Annotated in this window: 18 protein-coding genes; 6 read left to right on the forward strand and 12 right to left on the reverse strand. The window is 72.4% G+C overall.

The annotated features are described in order from the left end of the window. The first annotated feature begins 85 nt into the window (after positions 1–85). The gene (locus AB0A90_RS25225; RefSeq protein WP_357252600.1) at positions 86–1,018 is read left to right on the forward strand and encodes a superoxide dismutase; all 933 of its coding nucleotides are present in this window, start codon (positions 86–88) and stop codon (positions 1,016–1,018) included. A gap of 61 nt (positions 1,019–1,079) precedes the next feature. On the opposite strand, the gene AB0A90_RS25230 is transcribed toward AB0A90_RS25225, so the two are convergent. From AB0A90_RS25230 to AB0A90_RS25255, 6 genes are all read right to left on the reverse strand, one after another. Beyond that, positions 1,080–1,589: a GNAT family N-acetyltransferase gene (locus tag AB0A90_RS25230; protein WP_357252603.1), complete on the reverse strand. Its 510-nt coding sequence runs from the start codon at positions 1,587–1,589 to the stop codon at positions 1,080–1,082. A 140-nt stretch (positions 1,590–1,729) separates the two neighbouring features. Beyond that, positions 1,730–2,563 carry a hypothetical protein gene (locus tag AB0A90_RS25235; protein WP_357253040.1) on the reverse strand — a complete coding sequence of 278 codons (834 nt, stop codon included), beginning with the start codon at positions 2,561–2,563 and terminating at the stop codon, positions 1,730–1,732. 139 nt (positions 2,564–2,702) lie between these two features. Continuing rightward, positions 2,703–3,110 carry a DUF3263 domain-containing protein gene (locus AB0A90_RS25240; protein ID WP_357252606.1) on the reverse strand — a complete coding sequence of 136 codons (408 nt, stop codon included), beginning with the start codon at positions 3,108–3,110 and terminating at the stop codon, positions 2,703–2,705. 112 nt (positions 3,111–3,222) lie between these two features. After that, a complete protein-coding gene (locus AB0A90_RS25245) occupies positions 3,223–4,239 on the reverse strand; it encodes an ABC transporter permease subunit (protein ID WP_357252608.1) in 1,017 nt (338 codons plus the stop codon). Beyond that, positions 4,236–5,246, reverse strand: a complete 1,011-nt coding sequence (locus AB0A90_RS25250; protein WP_357252611.1) for an ATP-binding cassette domain-containing protein — start codon at positions 5,244–5,246, stop codon at positions 4,236–4,238. The genes AB0A90_RS25245 and AB0A90_RS25250 overlap by 4 nt, the downstream gene beginning before the upstream one ends. A gap of 122 nt (positions 5,247–5,368) precedes the next feature. Further along, positions 5,369–6,154, reverse strand: a complete 786-nt coding sequence (locus tag AB0A90_RS25255; RefSeq protein ID WP_357252614.1) for a DeoR/GlpR family DNA-binding transcription regulator — start codon at positions 6,152–6,154, stop codon at positions 5,369–5,371. A 190-nt stretch (positions 6,155–6,344) separates the two neighbouring features. Here AB0A90_RS25255 and AB0A90_RS25260 point away from each other — a divergent pair, with 190 nt between their 5' ends. From AB0A90_RS25260 to nagA, 3 genes are read left to right on the forward strand one after another with little or no spacing between them, the layout of a single operon-like run. Next, the gene (locus AB0A90_RS25260) at positions 6,345–7,274 is read left to right on the forward strand and encodes a sugar isomerase (protein WP_357252616.1); all 930 of its coding nucleotides are present in this window, start codon (positions 6,345–6,347) and stop codon (positions 7,272–7,274) included. Then, complete coding sequence (locus AB0A90_RS25265; protein WP_357252619.1) at positions 7,271–8,266, forward strand: ROK family protein; 996 nt, start codon at positions 7,271–7,273, stop codon at positions 8,264–8,266. Before AB0A90_RS25260 ends, AB0A90_RS25265 begins: the two co-directional genes overlap by 4 nt. Beyond that, on the forward strand, positions 8,263–9,372 hold the full coding sequence (nagA, locus tag AB0A90_RS25270) for an N-acetylglucosamine-6-phosphate deacetylase (protein ID WP_357252622.1): 1,110 nt from the start codon (positions 8,263–8,265) through the stop codon (positions 9,370–9,372). Before AB0A90_RS25265 ends, nagA begins: the two co-directional genes overlap by 4 nt. A 39-nt stretch (positions 9,373–9,411) precedes the next feature. Here nagA and AB0A90_RS25275 read toward each other — a convergent pair whose 3' ends face one another. Next, the gene (locus tag AB0A90_RS25275) at positions 9,412–10,623 is read right to left on the reverse strand and encodes a DUF4032 domain-containing protein (RefSeq protein WP_357252625.1); all 1,212 of its coding nucleotides are present in this window, start codon (positions 10,621–10,623) and stop codon (positions 9,412–9,414) included. A gap of 102 nt (positions 10,624–10,725) precedes the next feature. Between AB0A90_RS25275 and AB0A90_RS25280 the strand changes: the two genes are divergently transcribed. Both AB0A90_RS25280 and AB0A90_RS25285 read left to right on the forward strand, forming a co-directional pair. Continuing rightward, on the forward strand, positions 10,726–11,472 hold the full coding sequence (locus AB0A90_RS25280; RefSeq protein ID WP_357252628.1) for a phosphatase PAP2 family protein: 747 nt from the start codon (positions 10,726–10,728) through the stop codon (positions 11,470–11,472). Positions 11,473–11,482: 10 nt separating this feature from the next. Then, positions 11,483–12,721 carry an APC family permease gene (locus AB0A90_RS25285; protein WP_357252631.1) on the forward strand — a complete coding sequence of 413 codons (1,239 nt, stop codon included), beginning with the start codon at positions 11,483–11,485 and terminating at the stop codon, positions 12,719–12,721. Between the two features lie 58 nt (positions 12,722–12,779). Here the strand turns inward: AB0A90_RS25285 and AB0A90_RS25290 are convergent, their stop codons facing one another. From AB0A90_RS25290 to AB0A90_RS25310, 5 genes are all read right to left on the reverse strand, one after another. Continuing rightward, positions 12,780–13,565: an ABC transporter permease gene (locus tag AB0A90_RS25290; protein ID WP_357252634.1), complete on the reverse strand. Its 786-nt coding sequence runs from the start codon at positions 13,563–13,565 to the stop codon at positions 12,780–12,782. Beyond that, positions 13,562–14,551: an ATP-binding cassette domain-containing protein gene (locus AB0A90_RS25295; RefSeq protein ID WP_357252637.1), complete on the reverse strand. Its 990-nt coding sequence runs from the start codon at positions 14,549–14,551 to the stop codon at positions 13,562–13,564. The genes AB0A90_RS25290 and AB0A90_RS25295 overlap by 4 nt, the downstream gene beginning before the upstream one ends. A 30-nt stretch (positions 14,552–14,581) precedes the next feature. Then, the gene (locus tag AB0A90_RS25300; RefSeq protein WP_357252639.1) at positions 14,582–17,518 is read right to left on the reverse strand and encodes a BTAD domain-containing putative transcriptional regulator; all 2,937 of its coding nucleotides are present in this window, start codon (positions 17,516–17,518) and stop codon (positions 14,582–14,584) included. A 194-nt stretch (positions 17,519–17,712) separates the two neighbouring features. After that, a complete protein-coding gene (locus tag AB0A90_RS25305) occupies positions 17,713–18,012 on the reverse strand; it encodes a type II toxin-antitoxin system Phd/YefM family antitoxin (RefSeq protein ID WP_357252642.1) in 300 nt (99 codons plus the stop codon). A 69-nt stretch (positions 18,013–18,081) separates the two neighbouring features. Beyond that, positions 18,082–20,052: an NAD-binding protein gene (locus tag AB0A90_RS25310; protein ID WP_357252646.1), complete on the reverse strand. Its 1,971-nt coding sequence runs from the start codon at positions 20,050–20,052 to the stop codon at positions 18,082–18,084. Between the last annotated feature and the right edge of the window lie 39 nt (positions 20,053–20,091).

Consider the following 20,091-nt stretch of genomic DNA (forward strand, 5'->3'; position numbering starts at 1 on the left):
ACCCAACCTTTTGGTGCCTCCGGAGTGTTGTTAGGGCGTCACATTCCTCTGTGGAGTCCTCCACCTGGACGTCAGGCGGTGTTCCTTGCGCAAGCTGCTGTCCCTTCTCCTCGTCCCCCTGGTCGCGGCGGCCACCCTGGCCACGGTCGGTGCGCCGGCTACCGCCCATCCGACGAAGCCGTTCCCGGCCCGGATCGCCCTGCCCGACGGTTTCACCCCGGAAGGGTTGACCATCGGTCGGGGCACGACGGTGTACGTCGGGTCCGTGCTGGACGGCGCGGTGTGGCGGGGTGACCTCCGCACCGGGCGCGGCTCGGTGCTGATCCCGGGCACACCTGGCGCCGCCAAGGCAGGGATCAAGATCGACTCTCGGGGCCGGCTCTGGACCGCCGACTTCACCGGCGGTGGCGCCAGCGTGTACGACCCGGCCAGCGGTGCCAGGCTGGCCCACTACCCGTTCACCACCGACCCCAACACCCTGGTCAACGACCTGGTGATCACCGACCGGGCGGTCTACTTCACCGACTCCACCCGACCGGTGCTGTACGTGGTGCCGCTGGGTCCGGGTGGCCGCCTGCCCGCCCCCGCCGCCGTCCGGGTGCTGCCGCTCACCGGTCCGGGCGCGACACCCGACGCGTTCAACAACGGGATCGTGGCGCTTCCGGACGGCGACCTGCTCGTCGCGCAGATGCTGACCGGCCAACTCGTCCGCGTCGACCCGCGCACCGGTGGCAGCCGCGTCTTCCACCTCGGCGGCTACTCGGTGGACCGGGCCGACGGGCTGGTGCTGCGCGGTCGCACCCTCTACGTGATCCGGAACCTGAGCAACGTCATCGCGGTGGTCCGGCTGAACGCCGGCTACACCGCCGGGACCGTGCAGCGGGAGATCACGAGTCCGCTGCTACGGTCGCCGGCCACCGGTGACCTGCTCGGCTCGGCGCTGTACGTGGTGAACGGGCGGTTCGACGTGGAGTCGACGCCGACCACCGACTACGACATCGTGCGGGTGCCGGCCTGATCCAGGCGGTCGGCGGCGGCCCTGCGGTCGCCGCCGACCCGCCCGGGCACGCCGGACCGCCTCAGAGCGCCGGCGGGGTCGAGTCCAGGCAGATCTCGGCACGCACCTTGCCGTCTTCCTCGTACAGTTTGGCGCCGGACCGGTGCAGCACGGCGACCGCGCCGAAGTTGTCCGGAGTCGTCTCGGCGACCACCACCCGCATGCCCGCCCGAGCGGCGGCGTTCAGCAACTCCCGCAGGGCGGCCGCGCCGATCCCCTGCCCGCGCGCCGAGCGACCGAGCCACATGCCGGCCTCCACCGTGCCGGGCTCGTCACAGCGAGTCATCCGAACCATACCCAGTACCTCGCCGCCCACGAGGATCGCGTACATCTGCGAGCGGGTGGGGCCGTCCAGCCCGCCGAAGCTGGCCCGATGGAACTCCCGGAACGCCTCGCGACGGGCGAGCGACCAGCCGGCGGGGGCCTCGACCGGAGGCATCACATCGCTGGGCTCCGCCTCGGCAGCCGCTACGGAGAGCAACGGCTCCAGGTTCTGTTCGTCCACCGGCTCCAGCCGGACCGCACCCGCCACGTGCCGCAGTCTGCCGCGCTCATCGGCCGAAGTCCACCCCATTGGCCATCCACTGGCGGTCCGGACAGCGGTACCGGCCGGTCGGGCGGGCAGGGTGTTCCACATCACGCTCTGTTGTCACCCGACCGGGTGTAACGGTCTCAAACCGCCGGCGCGAACTCGCAGAACACCACCGACGCGTCGTCGGTGGGCTTGTGCCGGCGCAACCGGTCCGGGTGGTCGCGCTCGGCCGCCCGGACCCGGTCGAGCAACGCACCCGGCCCGTCGGCGCTCAACAGGTCCAACAGTCCGGCCCAGTCGGTCAGCTCGAACTGCTCCACCGCGCTGGACGCGCCGTCACTGAGCAGCGCCGCCCGGCGGATCGCCGTCGGGCCTCGCCGAGGCATCGTCCCGGTCACCGCGTGGAAGGCCGCGTCCGGGTCGGCGGCCGCCACCCAGTAGCCGTGGGTACGGTTCATCCGCTCCCGCTGCACGCTCACGGCGTGCCGGAACCGGGTGACCGGATCCGCCGCGCCGCCGGGCAGGGCGGCCACCGTCTCCCGCAGCTCGACCATCGCCGCGTCCAGTCGGTTGTCGGTGACCACGCTGACCTGACCGCCGGCGTCCAGGACCAGGGGGCTGTCGCAGAGCACCAGGTAGTCCACCTGGTCGCCGCAGTCCCGCAGCAGGCACACGGTGCTGGACGGGGTGCCGGGATGGTCGAGGTCGCACTGCCCACCGTGGTCGGCGCGCACGGCGAGGATGGCCGCCGCCAGGTTGCTGGTCAGCCGTGCCGCCGGGCGTGCCGCTTCGGCGACGCCGAGGCGGGCGGCCAGGTGCCGGACGTACCACTCCGGCCCGTGCACGCAGCCGGTGTCGAAGCCCTCCGGCACCGTCGCGCCGTCCAGGACGCCGACCAGCGGACCGATCTGGAAGACCAGGTCCTCGTTCACCGGCCGGCCGGGGGCCGGTGCGGACGCGGAGCGCACCCGCATCACCGGCACTCCCACGTCGGATTGGTGCCCGCCATAGTCCGCCCCCTCCGTCAACCTCCGGCCACCCGCCCAGCGGCGGCCCCGGAGCGCTCCCCGCGTACCCCGTGGACCCGGCTACATTCCTGCCGGGCGGTGCCGGTCAGCGGCGACGGTTGCGGGCGCGCGACGAGCGCAACCGGCGGAGCCGGGCGATCAGCACGGGGTCCGCGGCCAACGCGGCCGGGTTGTCGAGCAGCCCGTTGAGCAACTGGTAGTAGCGGGTCGAGGAGAGCCCGAAGGTGTCCCGGACGGCCTGTTCCTTGGCGCCGGCGTGCCGCCACCACTGCTGCTCGAAGGCGAGGATGGCGCGTTCCCGTTCGGTCAGCCCGACGGCCGTCGGCGCGCTGGGCGCGACGGCGAGCCCGTCGTCCGGCTCGGGATCATCGGTGCTCTCGATGGGCGGCACCGGCCGCGGAGTCGGCACCGACGGCGTGACCCCACCCGCGACGTCACCCCGACGAGCGTCAGTGGACGGCTCGGGGGCGGCCGGGGTGGCGTCGGTGGACATGCTCCCCAGCCTAGTGCGGTGGCGACCTGGGTCGCATTAGCCGGCGCGGCCGACCCTGCGCCGTCGGGAATCCCGACGGCCGGGCCGGCCGCGCCGCGTCAGAACGATCCGGTCAGGAGATGTCGCGGCGACGCATCGCCCAGAGCGCCGCCCCGAGGATCACCACCACCGCGACCGAGAGCAGCACCGAGGACTGCTGCCAGGTGATGTCCATGGTCGCTGCCTCACACGACCCGTTGAAGGTCGCCTCACAGGAGTCCCAGTCCTGCAGCTTGACCGTCTTGACCATCCAGGCCAGCAGGTACGTGGGCAGCAGGTACGCCTCGGGCCAGCGCACGTTCGCCAACCCCAGCAGGATGCCCAGACCGAACTGGCCGACCACCATCACCGCCACCACGCCACCCAGGGCCATCGCGGTGTGCCGACCCAACGACGCCAGGGCGAAGCCGATGGTGGTGACCACCAACACCAGGACCACACCCCGCACTCCGGTCAGCACGAACGACTGCCAGGCGCCGGAGGTCATCTTCTCGGTGCTGCCGCGGAACGTGGCGACCCCCCAGAACCCGGCGAACCAGAGCACCGCGGCGGGCAGCGTCACCGCCAGCATGCCGGTGAGCAGCGCGGCCAGCTTGGTGAGCAGTACGGTGAGTCGCTTCGGCCGCCAGAGCAGCAGGTTCATCATGCCGCCGTTGCTCCACTCGGCACCGATGAAGGATGCGCCGACCACGAACCCGACCAGGGCGAGGATCGCCGCGAACGGGATCAGCGTCTCGTCGAACGTCTCCCGGAAGTCGAACGTCGAGGGCAGGAACCACTGCGCCCGGATCTCCTCGCGGGGCGGCGGCGAGATCTGCGAGCAGTCGTCGGGGTAGCGGTCGTCGTTCGACGTACCGGCCGCCTTGGCCCGCTCGCAGTCGACCCGCGCCTGCTCGCTCCAGCGCACCTGGTCCTGGTACTGCTGGTCGGCCTGCCGCTCGGCCTTGGCGAGCTGGCCGGCGTCGATCTTCTGATTGGTGAAGAACACCCCGACGACCACCGCGGCCAGCACCAGCAGGCCGAGCAGCGTCATGTACCTGGTGAAGCGTCGCTTGGTGAGTCGGCGCAGCTCCGTACGAAAGAGGCTCACGCGCCCCACCCTCCCCCGGCGGCGCCGGGCTGACCCGTCCCACCGACCTTCATGGACTCGTCGACCTGCCGGTGCTGACCGGGGACCGGTGCGGTGGACGTCAGTTCGAGGAACACGCTCTCCAGATCGACGGCGATCGGCGCCAACTCGCTGACGTAGAGGTTGCGCTCGGCGAGCAGGCGGGTCACCGAGGCCGGCTTGTCGACGCCTGTCAACATCAGGTGGTCGTGGTGACCGGTGACCCCGATGCCGGCCGCGGTGAGCGCCTCGGTGGCCGCCGGCAGGTCGCTCACCGCTTCCAGCCGGACCCGGACCGCACCGGACGAGTGTTGCGCGAGCACCTCGTCGACCGGGCCGAACGCGACCCGCCGGCCCAGCGAGATGATGGTGACCGAGTCGCAGATCAACTGGATCTCACCGAGGATGTGGCTGGACAGCAGCACTGTCATCCCGGATTCCGCGAGACCGCGCATCAGCGTGCGCATCTCCCGGATGCCGCCCGGGTCGAGGCCGTTGGCCGGCTCGTCGAGGATGAGCAGCTTCGGGTTCTTCAGCAGGGCCGAGGCCACGGCGAGGCGCTGCTTCATGCCCAACGAGTACGTCTTGACCCGCTCGTCGGCCCGGTCGCGCAGCCCGACGAGTTCCAGCACCTCGTCGACCCGGACGGCCGGCACCTCGCCCGCCCCGGCCAGCAGGGACAGCGTGTCCCGTGCCGTGAAGTGCGGGAAGAACTGCGGGCTCTCCACGATCGCGCCGACCTGGCGGACGACCGTGGGCAGCGCGTCGGGGACCTCGTGCCCGAGCAGCGACATCCGGCCGCCGTCGGGTCGGATCAGGCCGAGCAGGGTACGCAGCGTGGTCGTCTTGCCGGACCCGTTGGGGCCCAGGAAGCCGTGCACCTGCCCTGCGTCGACCCGCATGTCGAAGCCGTCGAGCGCGTTTCGGGAACCGCGTCGACGACTCTTGTACGTCTTACGTAGACCTTCGATCTCCAGGACAGCCGGCAAAGCTGCACCTCCCCCGATGGGTGGGCGTGACAGCCGACACCATACGCGGTATGCAGACACGTTCAATACGGGGTATGCATCGACGCGCCGAACGGGTCACTTCATCGACGGAGCGTGAGCACTCAGGCGCAGATGACCTGTACGCCGACGGCGCGGAACGCCTCCACGACCTCCGGGGCGGCGCCGGAGTCGGTCACCAGGGTCTCGACCCGCTCGACCGGACAGATCCGGGCGAAGGCGTGACCGCCCAGCTTGGACGAGTCCGCAATGATCACCACGCGTTTGGCCCGGGCCACCATCAGGTTGTTCATCGCGGCCTCCCCCTCGTGGTGGGCGGCCGCGCCGAGCTGCGGGTCGATGGCGTCCACGCCGAGCAGGGCGACGTCCAGGGTGACCTCGCGCAGCAGCGCCCCGCCCAGCGGGCCGACGAGTTCGAACGACTTCGGGCGCACCACCCCGCCGGCCACCACGACCTTCATCCGCGACCGGACCAGCAGCTCGTTGGCGATGTTCAGGGCGTTGGTCACCACGGTGAGCTGGGCGCCCTCGGCGCTGGTGTTCAGGTCCGGACGCACGGCGAGTGCCCTCGCCACCTCGGTGCTGGTGGTGCCGCCGTTCAGACCGACCACGGTGCCCGGCGTGACGAGCGCGGCGGCGGCGGCGCCGATCCGCTGCTTCTCGGCCGAGTGCTTGGCCGTCTTGTAGCGCAGCGGCAGGTCGTACGACACGCCGTTGGCAACCGCGCCGCCCCGGGTCCTGGTGATCATCTGCTGCTGGGCGAGCTGGTCGAAGTCACGCCGGATGGTGGCCTGGGAGACGTCCAGCCGCTCGGCTGCCGCCTCGACGCTGACCCGGCCGTTGTCGGTCAGCATCTCGAGCAGGGCGTTCCATCTGGCGTACCGGTCCACCGCGGGGGTCCTCCCAGTGACAGCACGGACGGTGATTGATTGCGTGCACACTAGTGCGCGAAACTAGGCTTACGCAAAAGGCTGGTCTGCGCGATCGGTCGGCCAGTTGCCACGACCACCGCCGTTCGCGCAGAATGACGCGCGAAATGCGTGCCTAACGAGCCGTATTGCGCACCGGCGAGGAGTTCCCATGGCGTACGTGGACGCGGAGATCGCGAGCCAGCCCGACTGCTGGCGGGAGGCGGCCGCGCTGGCCGGCGTCGTCCACGGTGACCTGCCCCGCCCCGGCGAGCGGGTGGCCGTCGTCGGTTGCGGCACGTCGTGGTTCATGGCGATGGCGTACGCGGGCCGCCGCGAGCAGGCCGGCCAGGGCGAGACCGACGCGTTCCAGGCGTCCGAGTTCCCCACCGGGCGCCGCTACGACCGGTTGATCGCGATCACCCGCTCCGGCACCACCACCGAGGTGCTGGAGCTTCTCGCCGCGCTGCGCGGGCACACCCCCACCACGGTGATCGTCGGCGACCCGGCGTCCCCGGCGGTCGAGTTGGCCACCGCCGCGGTGACCATGCCCTTCGCCGACGAGCGGTCGGTGGTACAGACCCGCTTCGCGACCACCGCACTCGCCCTGCTCCGGGCTCACCTCGGTGACCCGGTGACCGCGCTCGCCGCCGACGCCGAAGTGGCGGTGCGATCCCCACTGCCGATCGACCCGGCAACCATCGAGCAGGTCACCTTCCTCGGTCGGGGGTGGACGATCGGGCTGGCTCAGGAGGCGGCGCTGAAGTGCCGTGAGGCGGCCACCTTCTGGGCCGAGGCGTACCCGGCGATGGACTACCGGCACGGCCCCATCTCGGTCGGTGCGCCCGGCAGACTGGTCTGGGCGTTCGGCGAGCTACCCGACGGACTGCCCGAGGACGTGGCCGCCACCGGGGCGGCCTTCGTGCACAGCCGCACGCACGGTTGGCGCACGGTGCTGGGCAGTTGGTCCGCCGGTCGTACCCCGGTCGACCCGATGGCCGACCTGATCCTGGCGCAACGCTTCGCGGTCGCGCTGGCGACCAGCCGGGGCCTCGACCCGGACGCGCCCCGACACCTGTCCCGGTCGGTGGTGCTGGCGTGACCAGCGGCGACGCCGGGGCCACCGGCCAGGTCGTCGTCGCGCTGGATGTGGGCGGCACCGGCATGAAGTGCGCCCTGGTCCGACCGGACGGCGTCGCGGTACGCACCGAGCGGCACCCCACCCAGGCCGCGCGCGGCCCGGCGGCCGTGGTCGACACGATCCTGGACGTGGCTGCCGGGCTGGCCGACAAGGCCCGCGCCGACGGGCTCACGCCGATCGCGGTCGGCATCGCCGTACCCGGTGTGGTGGACGAGGCGCGCGGCGTGGCGGTCTGGTCGGCGAACGTGGGCTTCCGGGACGTACCCCTGCGGGACCTGGCGGTGACACGGCTCGGCCTGCCCACGGCACTCGGCCACGACGTGCGCGTCGGTGGCCTCGCCGAAGCACGGCTCGGTGCCGGGCGCGGCACCGGGCACGTGCTGTTCGTGGCGATCGGCACCGGCATCGCCGCCGCCCACGTGGTCGACGGCTCGGCGTCCGTCGGCGCGCACGGCGCCGCCGGGGAGATCGGCCACATCCTGGTCCGGCCCGACGGCCCGCGCTGCGGTTGCGGTCGGCCCGGCTGCCTGGAAACGATCGCCTCGGCCGCCGCCATCGGCCGCCGCTACGCCGACCTGGCGGGCGAGGCGGCGGGCGCTCCCGTGACGGCGGCCGATGTCGCCGAACGGGCCGCAGCCGGGGAACAGCTCGCCGGGCAGGTCTGGCAGGAGGCGATCGAGGCGCTCGCCGACGGCCTCGCCACCGGGCAGGCTCTGTTCGACGTGGCGACGATCGTGCTCGGCGGCGGCCTGGCCCAGGCCGGGGACCGGCTGCTCGTCCCACTGCGGGCGGCGCTGCACGAGCGGATGACCTTCCACCGGGAGCCGCGGCTGGTCGCGGCAGCCCTCGGCGACGAGGCCGGCTGCCTCGGCGCCGCCCTGCTCGCCCTGGACGCGGTACGCGTCCGTGACCGTGACGCGGTACGCGTCCGTGACAATCAGGAGGAGCGATGACCGTGCGGGTGGACGGCCGAGTGGTGACCCCGAACGGTGTCATCCGACAGGGCTGCGTCGAGTGGGACGGGGATCGGATCACCGCGGTCGCCGAATATCCGTCGGTCCGGGACGGCAACTGGATCCTGCCCGGCTTCGTCGACATGCACACCCACGGCGGCGGTGGGCACACCTTCACCACCGGGGACGCCGACGAGGCCCGAGCGGCGGCCGGCTTCCACCTCGCGCACGGCACGACCACCCTGTTGGCAAGCCTGGTCAGCGCGCCCTTCCCGCTGATGCGCACGGCCACCGAGGCGTTCGCCCCGCTGGTCGACGAGGGTGTGCTGGCGGGAGTCCACTTCGAAGGCCCGTACCTGTCCGCGGCCCGTTGTGGGGCACAGAACCCGGAGTATCTCCGCGACCCGTCGACCGACGAGTTGACCGAGCTGATCGAGCTGGGCCGGGGCGCTGTCCGGATGGTCACCCTCGCCCCGGAACGCGACGGCGCGCTGGAGGCGATCAAGCTGCTCACCGCACAGAAGGTGGTGGCGGCGGTAGGTCACACCGACGCGACGTACGAGCAGACCCGCGCCGCGGTCGCCGCCGGCGCGAGTGTCGGCACCCATCTGTTCAACGGCATGCGCCCGGTGCACCACCGTGAGCCGGGGCCGGTGGTGGCCCTGCTCGACGCGCCCACCGTCATCTGCGAGATGGTCGCCGACGGGGTGCACCTGCACGACGGCATGCTGACCTTCGTTGCCGCGACCGCGGGTCCGGACCGTGCGGCGCTGATCACCGACGCGATGGCCGCCGCCGGAATGCCCGACGGCGAGTACGAGTTGGGCGGCCAGGCCGTCACCGTGACCGACGGGGTGGCTCGACTCGCCCGCGACGGTGCCATCGCCGGCAGCACGCTGACCATGGACGCCGCGCTGCGGCACGCGGTGAACGCCGGAATCCCGATCGCCGACGCGACGCGGATGGTGGCCACCACCCCGGCACGCGCTATCGGCCTGGGCAACCGGGTGGGCTCCCTCCAGGTTGGCCTCCGCGCCGACCTGGTGGTGCTGGATGCCGACCTCAACGTGGTCCGGGTCCTCCGCGGCGGTACCTGGGTGGAGTGAAGCGTCCGGGCCGGCGGTCCCGGCCAGGGGGAGGCCGGGTCAGCTCAGGGCGGGGACGTCGACTCCGAGCACGGCCTGCTCGTCGGGGCGGTGCACAAGCACGTCGGCCAGGTAGGACTGGACCGCGTGGCGCATCCCGACGTCCCGACCGGCCTGCTCGGACAGCAGCCACTTGTGCTCGATGATCTGCGCGAACAGCTCCTGCGGCTCCAACTTGCGGCGCAGGTGCGCGGGAACGGCCCGGACCACCGGCTCGAAGACCTCGGTGAGCCAGCGGTGCGCGGCCTGCTGCTCGTCGACCAGGTCGCTCTCCGCCCGGTAGGCGTCCAGGTCGTTGAGCAGCTTGCGCGCCTGGTTCTCCTCGGCGTCGAGACCGGTCAGCCGCAGCAGCCGCCGGGTGTGGTAGCCGGCGTCCACGACCTTCGGCCGGACCAGGTAACGCCCGTCGTCGATGGAGGACATGGCCACCTCGGCCACGTCGAAGCCCAACTCGTTGAGGCGGCGGATCCGACCCTCGATGTCGTGCCGGGCCTCCCGCTCGACCGCCTGCTCGTAGGTGATCTCGTGCCAGAGCCGCTCGTAGCGCTGCACGACCTCCTCGCAGACCACCTCGGGGTCGATGGACTCGTGCAGCAGTCCGGCGGCCTGGAGGTCCAGCGCCTCGCCGAAGATGTTCACCCGAGCGATCTCCAGGTCCTCACCGCGCTGACCGTTGGAGAGCGAGGTGTGCAACGCGCCCGTCTCCGCGTCCACCAGGTAGGCGGCGAACGCGCCCGCGTCCCGGCGGAACAGCGTGTTCGACAGTGAGCAGTCACCCCAGAAGAAGCCGGTGAGGTGCATCCGCACGATCAGCGCGGCCAGCGCGTCGAGCAGCCGGCTCATCGTCTCCGGCCGCAGGGTGTGCGAGAACAGCGCCCGGTACGGCAGGGAGAACTGCAGGTGCCGGGTGATCAGCACCGATTCGAGGGGTTCCCCGTCCTCGGCCTGCCGGTCGGCGACGACCGCCACCGCCTCGACCGATGGGAAGTCGATCCGTTCCAGCGCCCGGAGCAGGTCGTACTCCCGCTCGGCGATCCGTTCGCGGGTCTCCTTGAACGCGTAGACGTAGTCGCCGAGCCGGACGAACCGGACGACGTGTCGGGAGATGCCCTGCGGCAGGGCCACCAGGTGTTGGGCAGGCCACTCCTCCAGCGGTGTCGACCAGGGCAGGTCGAGCAGCGCCGGGTCCACGAGGGCAGACGTGATCCGCACGGGCACAAGCATGACGCCTCGCCCCCCACATCCGCCGCACATCGTGGTTGGGCACACAGCGCCGAACACCCCGGCCTCGCGCCGGGCCGGTAGCGTGGTCGCGTGCTCAAACCCACGGCGGTACGACGTGACCTGCGGCTACGGCCCGTCCGCCCGGCCGGCTGGTGGTTCGACGCCCTGCTGCTGGTCGGATTCGGTGCGGTGACCGTGGCCCTCGCCACAGGTGCGTTGCTCGGGCTGGACCTGGCGGTCCGGGAGTGGGCGTATGCCCACCACCCGGCTCCGATCTACTGGACGGCACGGGCGTTCAACCTCATCGGCCAGGGGGGCTGGCTGTTGACGCCCCTCGCCGGGGCGCTCGCCGTGGCGGTGGCCTGGCGGGGCCGCACCGTACGGCCGTTGCTGCTGGTGGCGGGGGCCTTCGTGCTGCTCTACCTGACGGTCGGGCCGCTCAAGGTCCTGACCGACCGGGCCGCGCCCAGCTCCGATCTGCCGCCGACCCAGTCGGTTCGGATCTTCAACGACCTGCCGCCCACCGAGTACGACCTGTCCTACCCGTCCGGGCACGTCGTCAACGCGATCCTCTGGTACGGGGTGATAGCCGTCCTGCTGACCGCGCTGACGGCCGGGCGACTGCACCCGAGGGTGCACCGGCTGATCCGGTTCGCCCCGCCGGCCATCCTGCTGGTCACCACGACCTACCTGAACTTCCACTGGCTCACCGACGGCGTGGCAGCCCTGCTGATCGGGCTGTTCCTGGACCGGGTGCTGCACCGGGTGCCGTGGGACGACCTCCCGCTCCCCGGCCGGCTACGCGCCTGGGACCGGCCGTTCACCTCGTACCCCTAGGTTTCAGTCTGTGGATCGACTGTCGCGGCGGCTCGGCGTACCCGATGCGGTTGTCATCGGTCTGGGCTCGATGCTCGGTGCGGGCGTCTTCGTGGTGTTCGGCCCGGCCGCGGCGGCGGCCGGTGGCTCCGGGTTGCTGCCCGCGCTGGTGCTGGCCGGGTTCATCGCCTTCTGCAACGCGACCAGCTCGGCGCGGCTCGCGGCCCGTTACCCGGAGTCCGGCGGCACCTACGTCTACGGGCGGGAGCGCCTCGGGCCGTTCGCCGGGTTCCTGGCCGGCTGGGGTTTCGTGGTCGGCAAGACGGCGAGCTGCGCGGCGATGGCGTTGACCATCGGGGCGTACCTGTGGCCGGGGCAGGCCCGGCTGGTCGCCGTCGGCGCGGTGCTCGCGGTGACCGCGGTGAACCTGCGCGGCATCGGCAAGACGGCCACCGTGACCCGAGTCCTGGTCGCGCTGGTGCTCGCGGTGCTGGCCCTGGTCGCGACCGTCGGCCTGGTGGGCGGGCCGGTGCACCTGGAGCGACTCGGCGAGCCCGGCGGCTCCGCCCGAGGTGTGCTCACCGCCGCCGGGCTGCTGTTCTTCGCGTTCGCCGGGTACGCCCGGATCGCCACGCTCGGCGAGGAGGTTCGCGACCCGCAGCGGACCATTCCCCGGGCGGTGCCGCTGGCGCTCGGGGTGGTGCTCGCGATCTACCTGGTGCTGGCCGTGATCGCGCTCGGCGTGCTCGGCGCCGACCGGCTGGCCGGTTCCGCGGCGCCCCTGGTCGACGTGGTGACCGCCGCCGGGCTGCCCGGCCTGGCCTGGGTGGTCCGCGCCGGGGCCACCATCGCGGTCGTCGGTGTCCTGCTCTCCCTGGTCGCCGGGATCGGCCGGACCACCCTGGCGATGGCCCGCCGTCGTGACCTGCCCGGCGCGCTGGCCGCCGTGCACCAGGTGCACCGGGTGCCGCACCGGGCCGAGTTGGCGGTCGCCGCCGTGGTGATCGTGGTGGTGCTGCTCGGCGACGTGCGCGGTGCCATCGGCTTCTCCAGTTGCACGGTGCTGGTCTACTACGCGATCACCAACGCGGCGGCGCTCACGTTGGGGCGGGAACCCGGTCGGCGGTTGCCGGTGCGGGTGCTCGCCGGCCTGGGGCTGGTCGGCTGTCTGCTGCTCGCGGTCAACCTGCCCACGGGCAGCGTCCTCGCCGGCTTCGGTGTGCTCGCCGCCGGTGCCGCCTGGTACGCGCTGCGCCCCGCCCGCCGGTGACCTGAGCAGGCCACCGGCGGCCAGGGGTCAGCGGCGGCAGGCCACCGGCGGGTAGGGGTCAGCGGCTCAGCCGCCGGTAGCGGCGCACCGCCAGCGGCGCGAACGTCGCGATCAGCAGCACCGGCCACAGCACCGCCAACAGCACGGCGTGCTCCGCCGGCCAGGAGTCGCCACCCAGGCCCGGGTTGCCGAACAGTTCGCGGATCGCCGCGACGGTGGCCGACAACGGGTTCCACTCCGAGATCGTCCCGATGAACGACGGCATCAGCTCGGGCGACACGAAAACATTCGAGATCGCGCTCAACGGAAACGCCGCCGGGAAGACGATCACGCCGACCGTGTCCGGATTGCGAACCAGCAGCGCCAGGTAGATCCCGACCCAGGTGATCGCGATCCGGAGCAGCAGGAGGAGCCCGACCGCGAGCAACGCCTTGCCGACACCCTGCCGCCACTGCCACCCGACGAGCAGCCCGCAGACCAGCAGGGTGGACATCTCCAGCAGGGCGCGGAGCAGGTCGGCGGCACTGCGGCCGGTCATCAGGGCGGACCGGGCCATCGGCATCGACCGGAACCGGTCGACGACACCCCGGCTGAGATCCAGCGCCACGCCGGTCGCGGTGGCGCCGAGGCCGTAGAGCATCGTCATCACGAAGACCCCGGGCAGCAGGAACTCGCGGTAGTTGCCACCACCCGCCACCTGCATGCCGCTACCGAACACGTACCCGAAGACCAGCACGAACATGATCGGCAGCGAGAAGTACAGGATCAGCTCCTCCGGTGCGCGGATCACGTGGATCATGTTCCGCCTGGTCATCGTCCAGCCGTCGGTCACCGCAGCCGTCATGCCACGTCCGCCTTTCCTCCAACGCCGACGGGCTCGCGGGCCTCGTCCGGTCGGTGCCCGGTCAGATACAGGAACGCCTCGTCCAACGTCGCGCGCCGCAGGCCGATGTCCTCCACCGCGACACCGGCCTCGTCCAACGCCCGCACCACGTCGACCAGCCCGGCGACCCGGTCGGCCACCGGCACGCTGAGCCGCCGCACCTCCGGGTCGCGCTCCGGCTCCGCGGCACAGATCGATGCGACGATGCGGGCAGCCCGGGTCAGGTCGGCCGCATCCCGCACCACCACCTCGATCCGGTCGCCGCCGGTCCTCGACTTCAGCTCGTCCGGCGAGCCCTCGGCCACCACCCGACCGGCGTCGATCACCGAGATCCGGTCGGCGAGCTGATCGGCCTCCTCCAGGTACTGCGTGGTGAGCAGCACCGTGGTCCCGTCCGCGACCAGGCCACGGACCAGGTCCCACACCTGGTTGCGGCTACGCGGGTCCAGGCCGGTGGTCGGCTCGTCGAGGAAGAGCACCCGCGGTGTACGGATCAGGCTGGCCGCGAGGTCCAACCGGCGGCGCATCCCACCCGAGTACTCACCGGCCGACCGACTCGCCGCCCCCTCCAGCCCGAACCGTTCCAGCAGTTCGTCGGCGCGTTGGCGGGCCGCCCGCCGACCCAGCCGGAACAGCCGGCCGAACAACTCCAGGTTCTGCCGGCCACTGAGGATCTCGTCGACCGCGGCGTACTGACCGGTCAACGCGATCCGGGCGCGCACCTCGTCCGGCTGACGCCCCACGTCGAACCCGGCAACGGTGGCCCGGCCGGCGTCGAAGCGCAGCAGCGTGGTGAGGATCCGTACGGCAGTCGTCTTCCCGGCGCCGTTCGGCCCCAGCAGCCCGTACACCGTGCCGGTCGGTACGGTCAGGTCGAAGGTGTCCAGTGCGCGGGTCGGGCCGTACCGCTTGCCCAGCCCCTCCGCTGTCACGTCGAATGTCGTCATGCCGCCAGGGTGCGGTCGGGCGCTGACGGGTCACGCACCGTCCGCTGACGGCGGCGCACCGGGCCGGCTCGCGGCTTCGGCCCGCTCCGCCTTGGTGATCTCGTCGAGAGCCAAGATGATCTCCGCGCGGGTGGCCTCGCCGACGTACCACCCGGTGAGCCCACCCACCAGGGCCTCCTCGCAGAACCGTCTCGCCTCGACCAGATCGCCGCGCAGCCGGGCCACCTGGGCGAGGCCGAGGCGGGCACTGGCCACGAACTCGGGCGCGCCGCTGCGCTGCGCCAGGAGCAGCGCACCGGCGAAGTCGTCCCGTGCCCCGGTGAGGTCATCGGCCCGCAGCCGGATCTCGCCCCTGGTCCGCAGCATGTCGGCCTGGTCGACGGCCGACCCGAGCTCCTCGACCAGTCCCATGGCCTCGTCCATGTGGGCGCTCGCCGTCTCCGGGTCACCCTGCCAGGCAGCCAGTTCGCCGAGCGCACCGAGCGTGATCATGCAGCCCCACCGGTCGCCGGTGCTCCGGAAGCCGTCGAGCGCGGTGGCCAACGCGCTCCCGGCCCGGTCCCAGTCGCCACTCCACATCAGTGCCGAGCCGCTACCCATCGCGCCGAGCGCGTTGATCCAGGCGTCCGGGCCGACCAGCCGCCGCAGCTCCCGCATCAGCTCCTCGACGTGGTCGGCGCCGCCGGACGGCGGCCCGGTCGAGATCCCCGACAGGTACAGCAGGAACGGTTGTCGAGGTGGCCGGTCGAGGCTGCGGATCACGGACCGCTGCGTGCCGAGCGACGGCAGGTGGCCGACTCCGGCGAGCGAGGCGTTGTAGACGCAGAGCGCGAACTCCTCGTGCAGCCCGGACGGCGCTTCGTCCCCCAGCAGGTCGAGGACGTCGGCGGCCAACCGGGCCGCTTCCCCGCGCATGCCACGCAGCCACCAGTAGAACGACAGGGCCGCGACCAGCCCGGCCGCGTCGGGTGCGTCACCGGCCGCGGTGGCACGGCGCAGCGCGGCGTGCAGGTTGTCCCGCTCGGCGTCGAGCCGCCGCAACCAGTGCAACTGTTCGACCTGCCGGAGGTGGTCGCTGGCGGTCCAGGCGAACTCCAGGAAGTACGCGGTGTGGGCACGACGTAGCTGGTCGGCCTCGCCGGCCTCGGCGAGACGTTCGGCGCAGAAGGCGCGCACCGTTTCCAGCATCCGGTACCGGCCGCCGCTCAACTCCACGAAGGACTTGTCGGCCAGACCGCTGAGCGCGTCGACGAACTCGGCGCTGGGAAGGCCCGTGACCCGCTCGGCGGCCTCCAGCGTCGCGCCGCCGGCGAAGACGGTCAGGCGGCGGGCCAGTGTGCGTTCGGCGTCGTCGAGCAGGTCCCAGCTCCACTCGACCACGGCCCGGAGGGTGCGGTGTCGGGGCGACGCGGCCCGGCTGCCCATGGACAACAACCGGAACCGGTCGTCGAGTCGGGCGGCCACCTCGGCGACGGGCAACGCCCGCAGCCGCGCGGCGGCCAGCTCGATCGCCAACGGCAGGCCGTCGAGGGTACGACAGATCCGCAGCACCACGTCGACGTTGGCCGGTGTGACGGTGAAGTCGGGTGCGACGTCAGCTGCCCGTTGCACGAAGAGGCTGACCGCCGCGTAGTCGTCGGCATCCTCCGTCGACGCGTCCGGTGACGGCAGGGTCAGCCCGGACAACTGGCACAACGCCTCGCCGGCCAGCCCGAGCGGTTCGCGACTCGTGGCGAGCACCCGCAGCGCCGGGCACGCGCCCAGCAGACGTGCGGCGAGCCGGGCCGCGGCGGCGATGACGTGCTCGCAGTTGTCGAGGACGAGCAGCAACCGCCGCTCGGCAAGCGCCTCGACCAGTCGGTCGGTGGACTGTCGGCCCGGCTCGGCCGGTGCCCGCAGGCCCGCGTCCCGCAGACCGAGCCCGCTCAACACCGCCTGCGGTACGTCCGACCCGTCGGCCAGCCCGGCCAGTTCGACGAAGCAGACCTCACCGTCCGCGCGGCCCGCCGCCTCGATGGCCAGCCGGGTCTTGCCCGCTCCCCCGGGGCCGGTGAGGGTGACCAGCCTGCGCTCGCCGAGCAGCTCCCCCACGCGCTTGAGCTCCTCCTCGCGCCCGACGAACGTGGTGAGCTGGCTCGGCAGCGCCTGCTCGGTCGTCGGACGCACGGCGGAACTCTCGTCGCCGCCCAGCACGGCAGAGCTGTCGTCGCCGCGCAGCACGGCAGAGCTGTCGTCGCCGCGCAGCACGGCCAGGTGGATCGCGGCCAGCGCCGCCGACGGGTCGACCCCGAGCTGCTCGGCCAGGCTGCGTCTGGCGTCCTCGAACTCGGCCAGCGCCTCTGCCGGCCTGCCCTGCGCGGACAGGGCGCGCATGAGTTGGCCTCGCGGCCGCTCCCGCAGCGGTTGCGCCACGACGAGCTGCCGCAGCTCCGGGACCAGCTCGGCGTGCCCGCCCAGCGCCAACTCCGCCTCGATCCGGTCTTCGGTGGCGGCCAGCCGCAGCTCGTCCAGCCGGGCCGCCTGCGCGGGTACGCCAGCCACGTCGATGACGTCGGCCAGGGCGGGACCGCGCCACAGCTCCAGCGCCTCGCGCAACACGGCCGCCGCGCGCGGCTGGTCACCGCCGGCGAGCGCGCGACGCCCGGCCTCGGCGAGCCGCTCGAACCGGTACGCGTCGACGTCCGCGGGATCCACGGCGAGGCGGTAACCGGCCGGGTGGAACTCGACGGGGGTGTGCTCGGCGGGCAGCGCCTGACGCAGGCGCGACACCAGGGACTGGAGCGCGTTGGCGGCACCCCGCGGCGGGTGCTCGCCGTACAGACCGTCGATCAGCCGCTCGGCGGACACCACCCGGCCCGCGTCGAGCAGCAGCAGCGCCAGTAGCGCGCGCAGCCGCGGACCGCCGACGGGAATCTCACGCCCGTCGGCCAGCAACACCTGGGTCGGCCCCAGGACGCGGAAACGCATGGCACTGATTGTCACTCAGTGCCGGCCGGTGAACTCGGTCAGCCGCTCGTCAACTTCGTCGCGCGCAGATAGGGCGCACAGCCAGACGGGTCATGAGTAGACATCCTTACGATGACCGACGTCGTGGACGGTCAGGAACACGTTGCGCGGCTGCTTGTGCAGCCAGACCAGCACGTCTCGGTCGATCTGAACCTTCACGCCGCCTCGCCGTTGGCCCGCTCGGCCAGAAGCGCCTCCACCTCACGTGGATCGACACCGAGCGACTCCAGCGCCGCCGACAGCGGCACGAACTCGCCTTCGGCACGAGATCGGGCGATCACCGCTGAGTCCCGGCGATCCCGGAACGCCTCGATCTCCTCCCACTCGTCAATGCCGATGAGCACGGCGACGGGCCGCTCGTACTTCGTGATGATGACCGGCTCGCCGGTGCGCTCGACACCATCCAGCACCCGCCCCGCGCCGTCGCGGAATTCCCGCAGCGTGATCCTCTCCATGCACGAACTGTACCACGCGGTACCGCGCGGCCTTGATCGTCGGAGAGGTAAGCAGTTGACGAGGAAGCCTCAGCTCACCTCGGCGGTCCCGTCCTGCCGGCGGGTCAGTTCGAATTCGTCTTCTGGGCCGCCGGTGGATGTCGAGGGAGCACCGCCGCCGGGAGGAACGGGATTGGCCCCGCCGGCCCCCGAGTCCGTCTGGCCCGGCACCGGGGGAGACGCCGCCACCGGGGTGGGCACTCCGCCGTGGACCGATCCGGCCGGCCGGGAGGCCGGGCCTGGCCGGGCCGGGGGGGCGGACTGGTGCGTCAGCCAGTCCAGGCCGCGCCGACGGGCGACCACTGTCAGCCGGTCGCCCGCGAAGATCACCTGGCGGGGGTCGAGGTCCTTCCACCAGATCGTCTTGGTGCCACCCGCCGGGGTGCGGGCGATCAGCCGGACCTGCCCGTCCCGGTTGACCACACCCAGCGGCCGGCCGTCCAACTCGGAGCCGGCCGCGACCGGCACCTCGGCGACCGGCAACGCGTGCCGGTCGACCGGGATCGTGGTGATCACCGCGCGCTCGGTGAGCGCCCCGATGAAGGCCGGCGCGGCCAGGTACGAGACCGAGCGGGACACCCCGAGGGCGAAGGTCTCCTCCACCCGTTCGGCGAAGTCACCGTCGAAGAGCCGAAGCACCACGCGCAGGTCGGCGCGGAGGTCGCGGGCGGCGAGCGCCGCCTCCAGGTTGGCCACGTCGTCGGTGGACGCCACCACCAGCGCCTGACAGTCGACAACCGACGCGGCGGCCAGCGTCTCCGGCAGCGCGGCGTCACCGACGATCAGCGGCACCCCCAGCTGACGGGCCAGGGCACCACCGCGCGGCTCCGGATCCTTGTCGATCGCCACCACCTCGACGTCGTACTCGCGGAGCTGCGCCATGACGCGGGTGCCGACGTTGCCCAGGCCGACCAGTACGACGTGCCCGGCCCGCGCGGGCTGCAACCGGCCGGTGTGCAGGGCCAGTCGAGCGTTGACGATGCCGTCCACCACGGCGGCGGTGATCAGCGGGATCAGCGCCAACCCGGCCAGGTTGAGCACCACCTGCATGATCTGCGCGCCGGCCGACTTGGTGGTGTCCGGGTCGGCGCCGCTGAGCGTGGTGACCAGGGTCAGGTACAGGGCTTCCAGTGGGGAGGCTTCCTCGGTGCGGGAGATCAGCGCCCCCAGGACCGCGATCACCGCGAGCACCAGCATCACCGCGACGCCGATCTTGCGGGTGGCGAAGCCGCGTACCGCTCCCAGCAGCACCGAGACCGGACGGCGTCGCTGGCGGGCCCGGACGAGCCGACGGGCGGCGACCTCGGTGCCCGGCGGCTGACCGGTCGCCTCGGCGAGCACCAGGTCCGCGCCAACCTGTTCGGCCGGCAGCAGTTCCACCCCCTGCGCCTCGGTGAGGTGGGCCAGGGCGCAGACCACGTCCTGCGGGCGGACGTCGGCGCGCCGCGCCACCCGGAGCGTCTTGTCCCGATGTTGGAAGGAACTGGGGTCGACCTCGCCGAGCGCGGCGGCCACGAAGGCCGGCGCGGCCATCTCGGCGTCGGAGAGCACCTCGACCGGCGCCCTGATCAGCTTGCGTACGCCGTCGGCGAGAGTGCCGTTGAACATCCGCAGCACCTGGCGGACCTGCTGGTCGACGGCCTGCGCGCAGAGCGCCGCGTGCAGGTTGCCGACGTCGTCCTGGTGCAGCAGGGCCAATCCGGTCGCCCCGGCCAGGCCGGCGGCCTCGAAGGTGGCCACGTCCAGCCGATCCGAGCGGACCACCCGGAGTCCGCGCAACCCCGCCACGTCCGGGCCGTTGCTGCGGTAACGCTCCGGCACCACGACCGTCACCCGGGCTCCGCCCGCCGGCAGCTCGGATTCGAGCATCGCCCGGGCCACGTAGTAGGCGAGCGCGTCCTTACCGCAGATCACGTAGTGCGGGCGGGGATCACCTACCGACCGCAGCCGCCAGTTCCACTCGACCGCCCGTCGCGCCCGGTCCCGCCACGGCTCCGCCATGCCCGGATCGTAATCAGCACGGCCACCGTGGGCGACCCC

The sequence above is a fragment of the Micromonospora sp. NPDC049204 genome (assembly GCF_040647935.1).
In the GTDB taxonomy this organism is placed as follows: domain Bacteria; phylum Actinomycetota; class Actinomycetes; order Mycobacteriales; family Micromonosporaceae; genus Micromonospora.

Coding starts and splice junctions, on each gene's coding strand:
- AB0A90_RS25240 (WP_357252606.1), bottom strand. CDS start 3,110: ATGTCCACCGACGCCACCCCGGCCGCCCCCGAGCCGTCCACTGACGCT.
- AB0A90_RS25235 (WP_357253040.1), bottom strand. CDS start 2,563: ATGCGGGTGCGCTCCGCGTCCGCACCGGCCCCCGGCCGGCCGGTGAAC.
- AB0A90_RS25290 (WP_357252634.1), bottom strand. CDS start 13,565: ATGACGGCTGCGGTGACCGACGGCTGGACGATGACCAGGCGGAACATG.
- AB0A90_RS25260 (WP_357252616.1), top strand. CDS start 6,345: ATGGCGTACGTGGACGCGGAGATCGCGAGCCAGCCCGACTGCTGGCGG.
- nagA (WP_357252622.1), top strand. CDS start 8,263: ATGACCGTGCGGGTGGACGGCCGAGTGGTGACCCCGAACGGTGTCATC.
- AB0A90_RS25295 (WP_357252637.1), bottom strand. CDS start 14,551: ATGACGACATTCGACGTGACAGCGGAGGGGCTGGGCAAGCGGTACGGC.
- AB0A90_RS25310 (WP_357252646.1), bottom strand. CDS start 20,052: ATGGCGGAGCCGTGGCGGGACCGGGCGCGACGGGCGGTCGAGTGGAAC.
- AB0A90_RS25305 (WP_357252642.1), bottom strand. CDS start 18,012: ATGGAGAGGATCACGCTGCGGGAATTCCGCGACGGCGCGGGGCGGGTG.
- AB0A90_RS25300 (WP_357252639.1), bottom strand. CDS start 17,518: ATGCGTTTCCGCGTCCTGGGGCCGACCCAGGTGTTGCTGGCCGACGGG.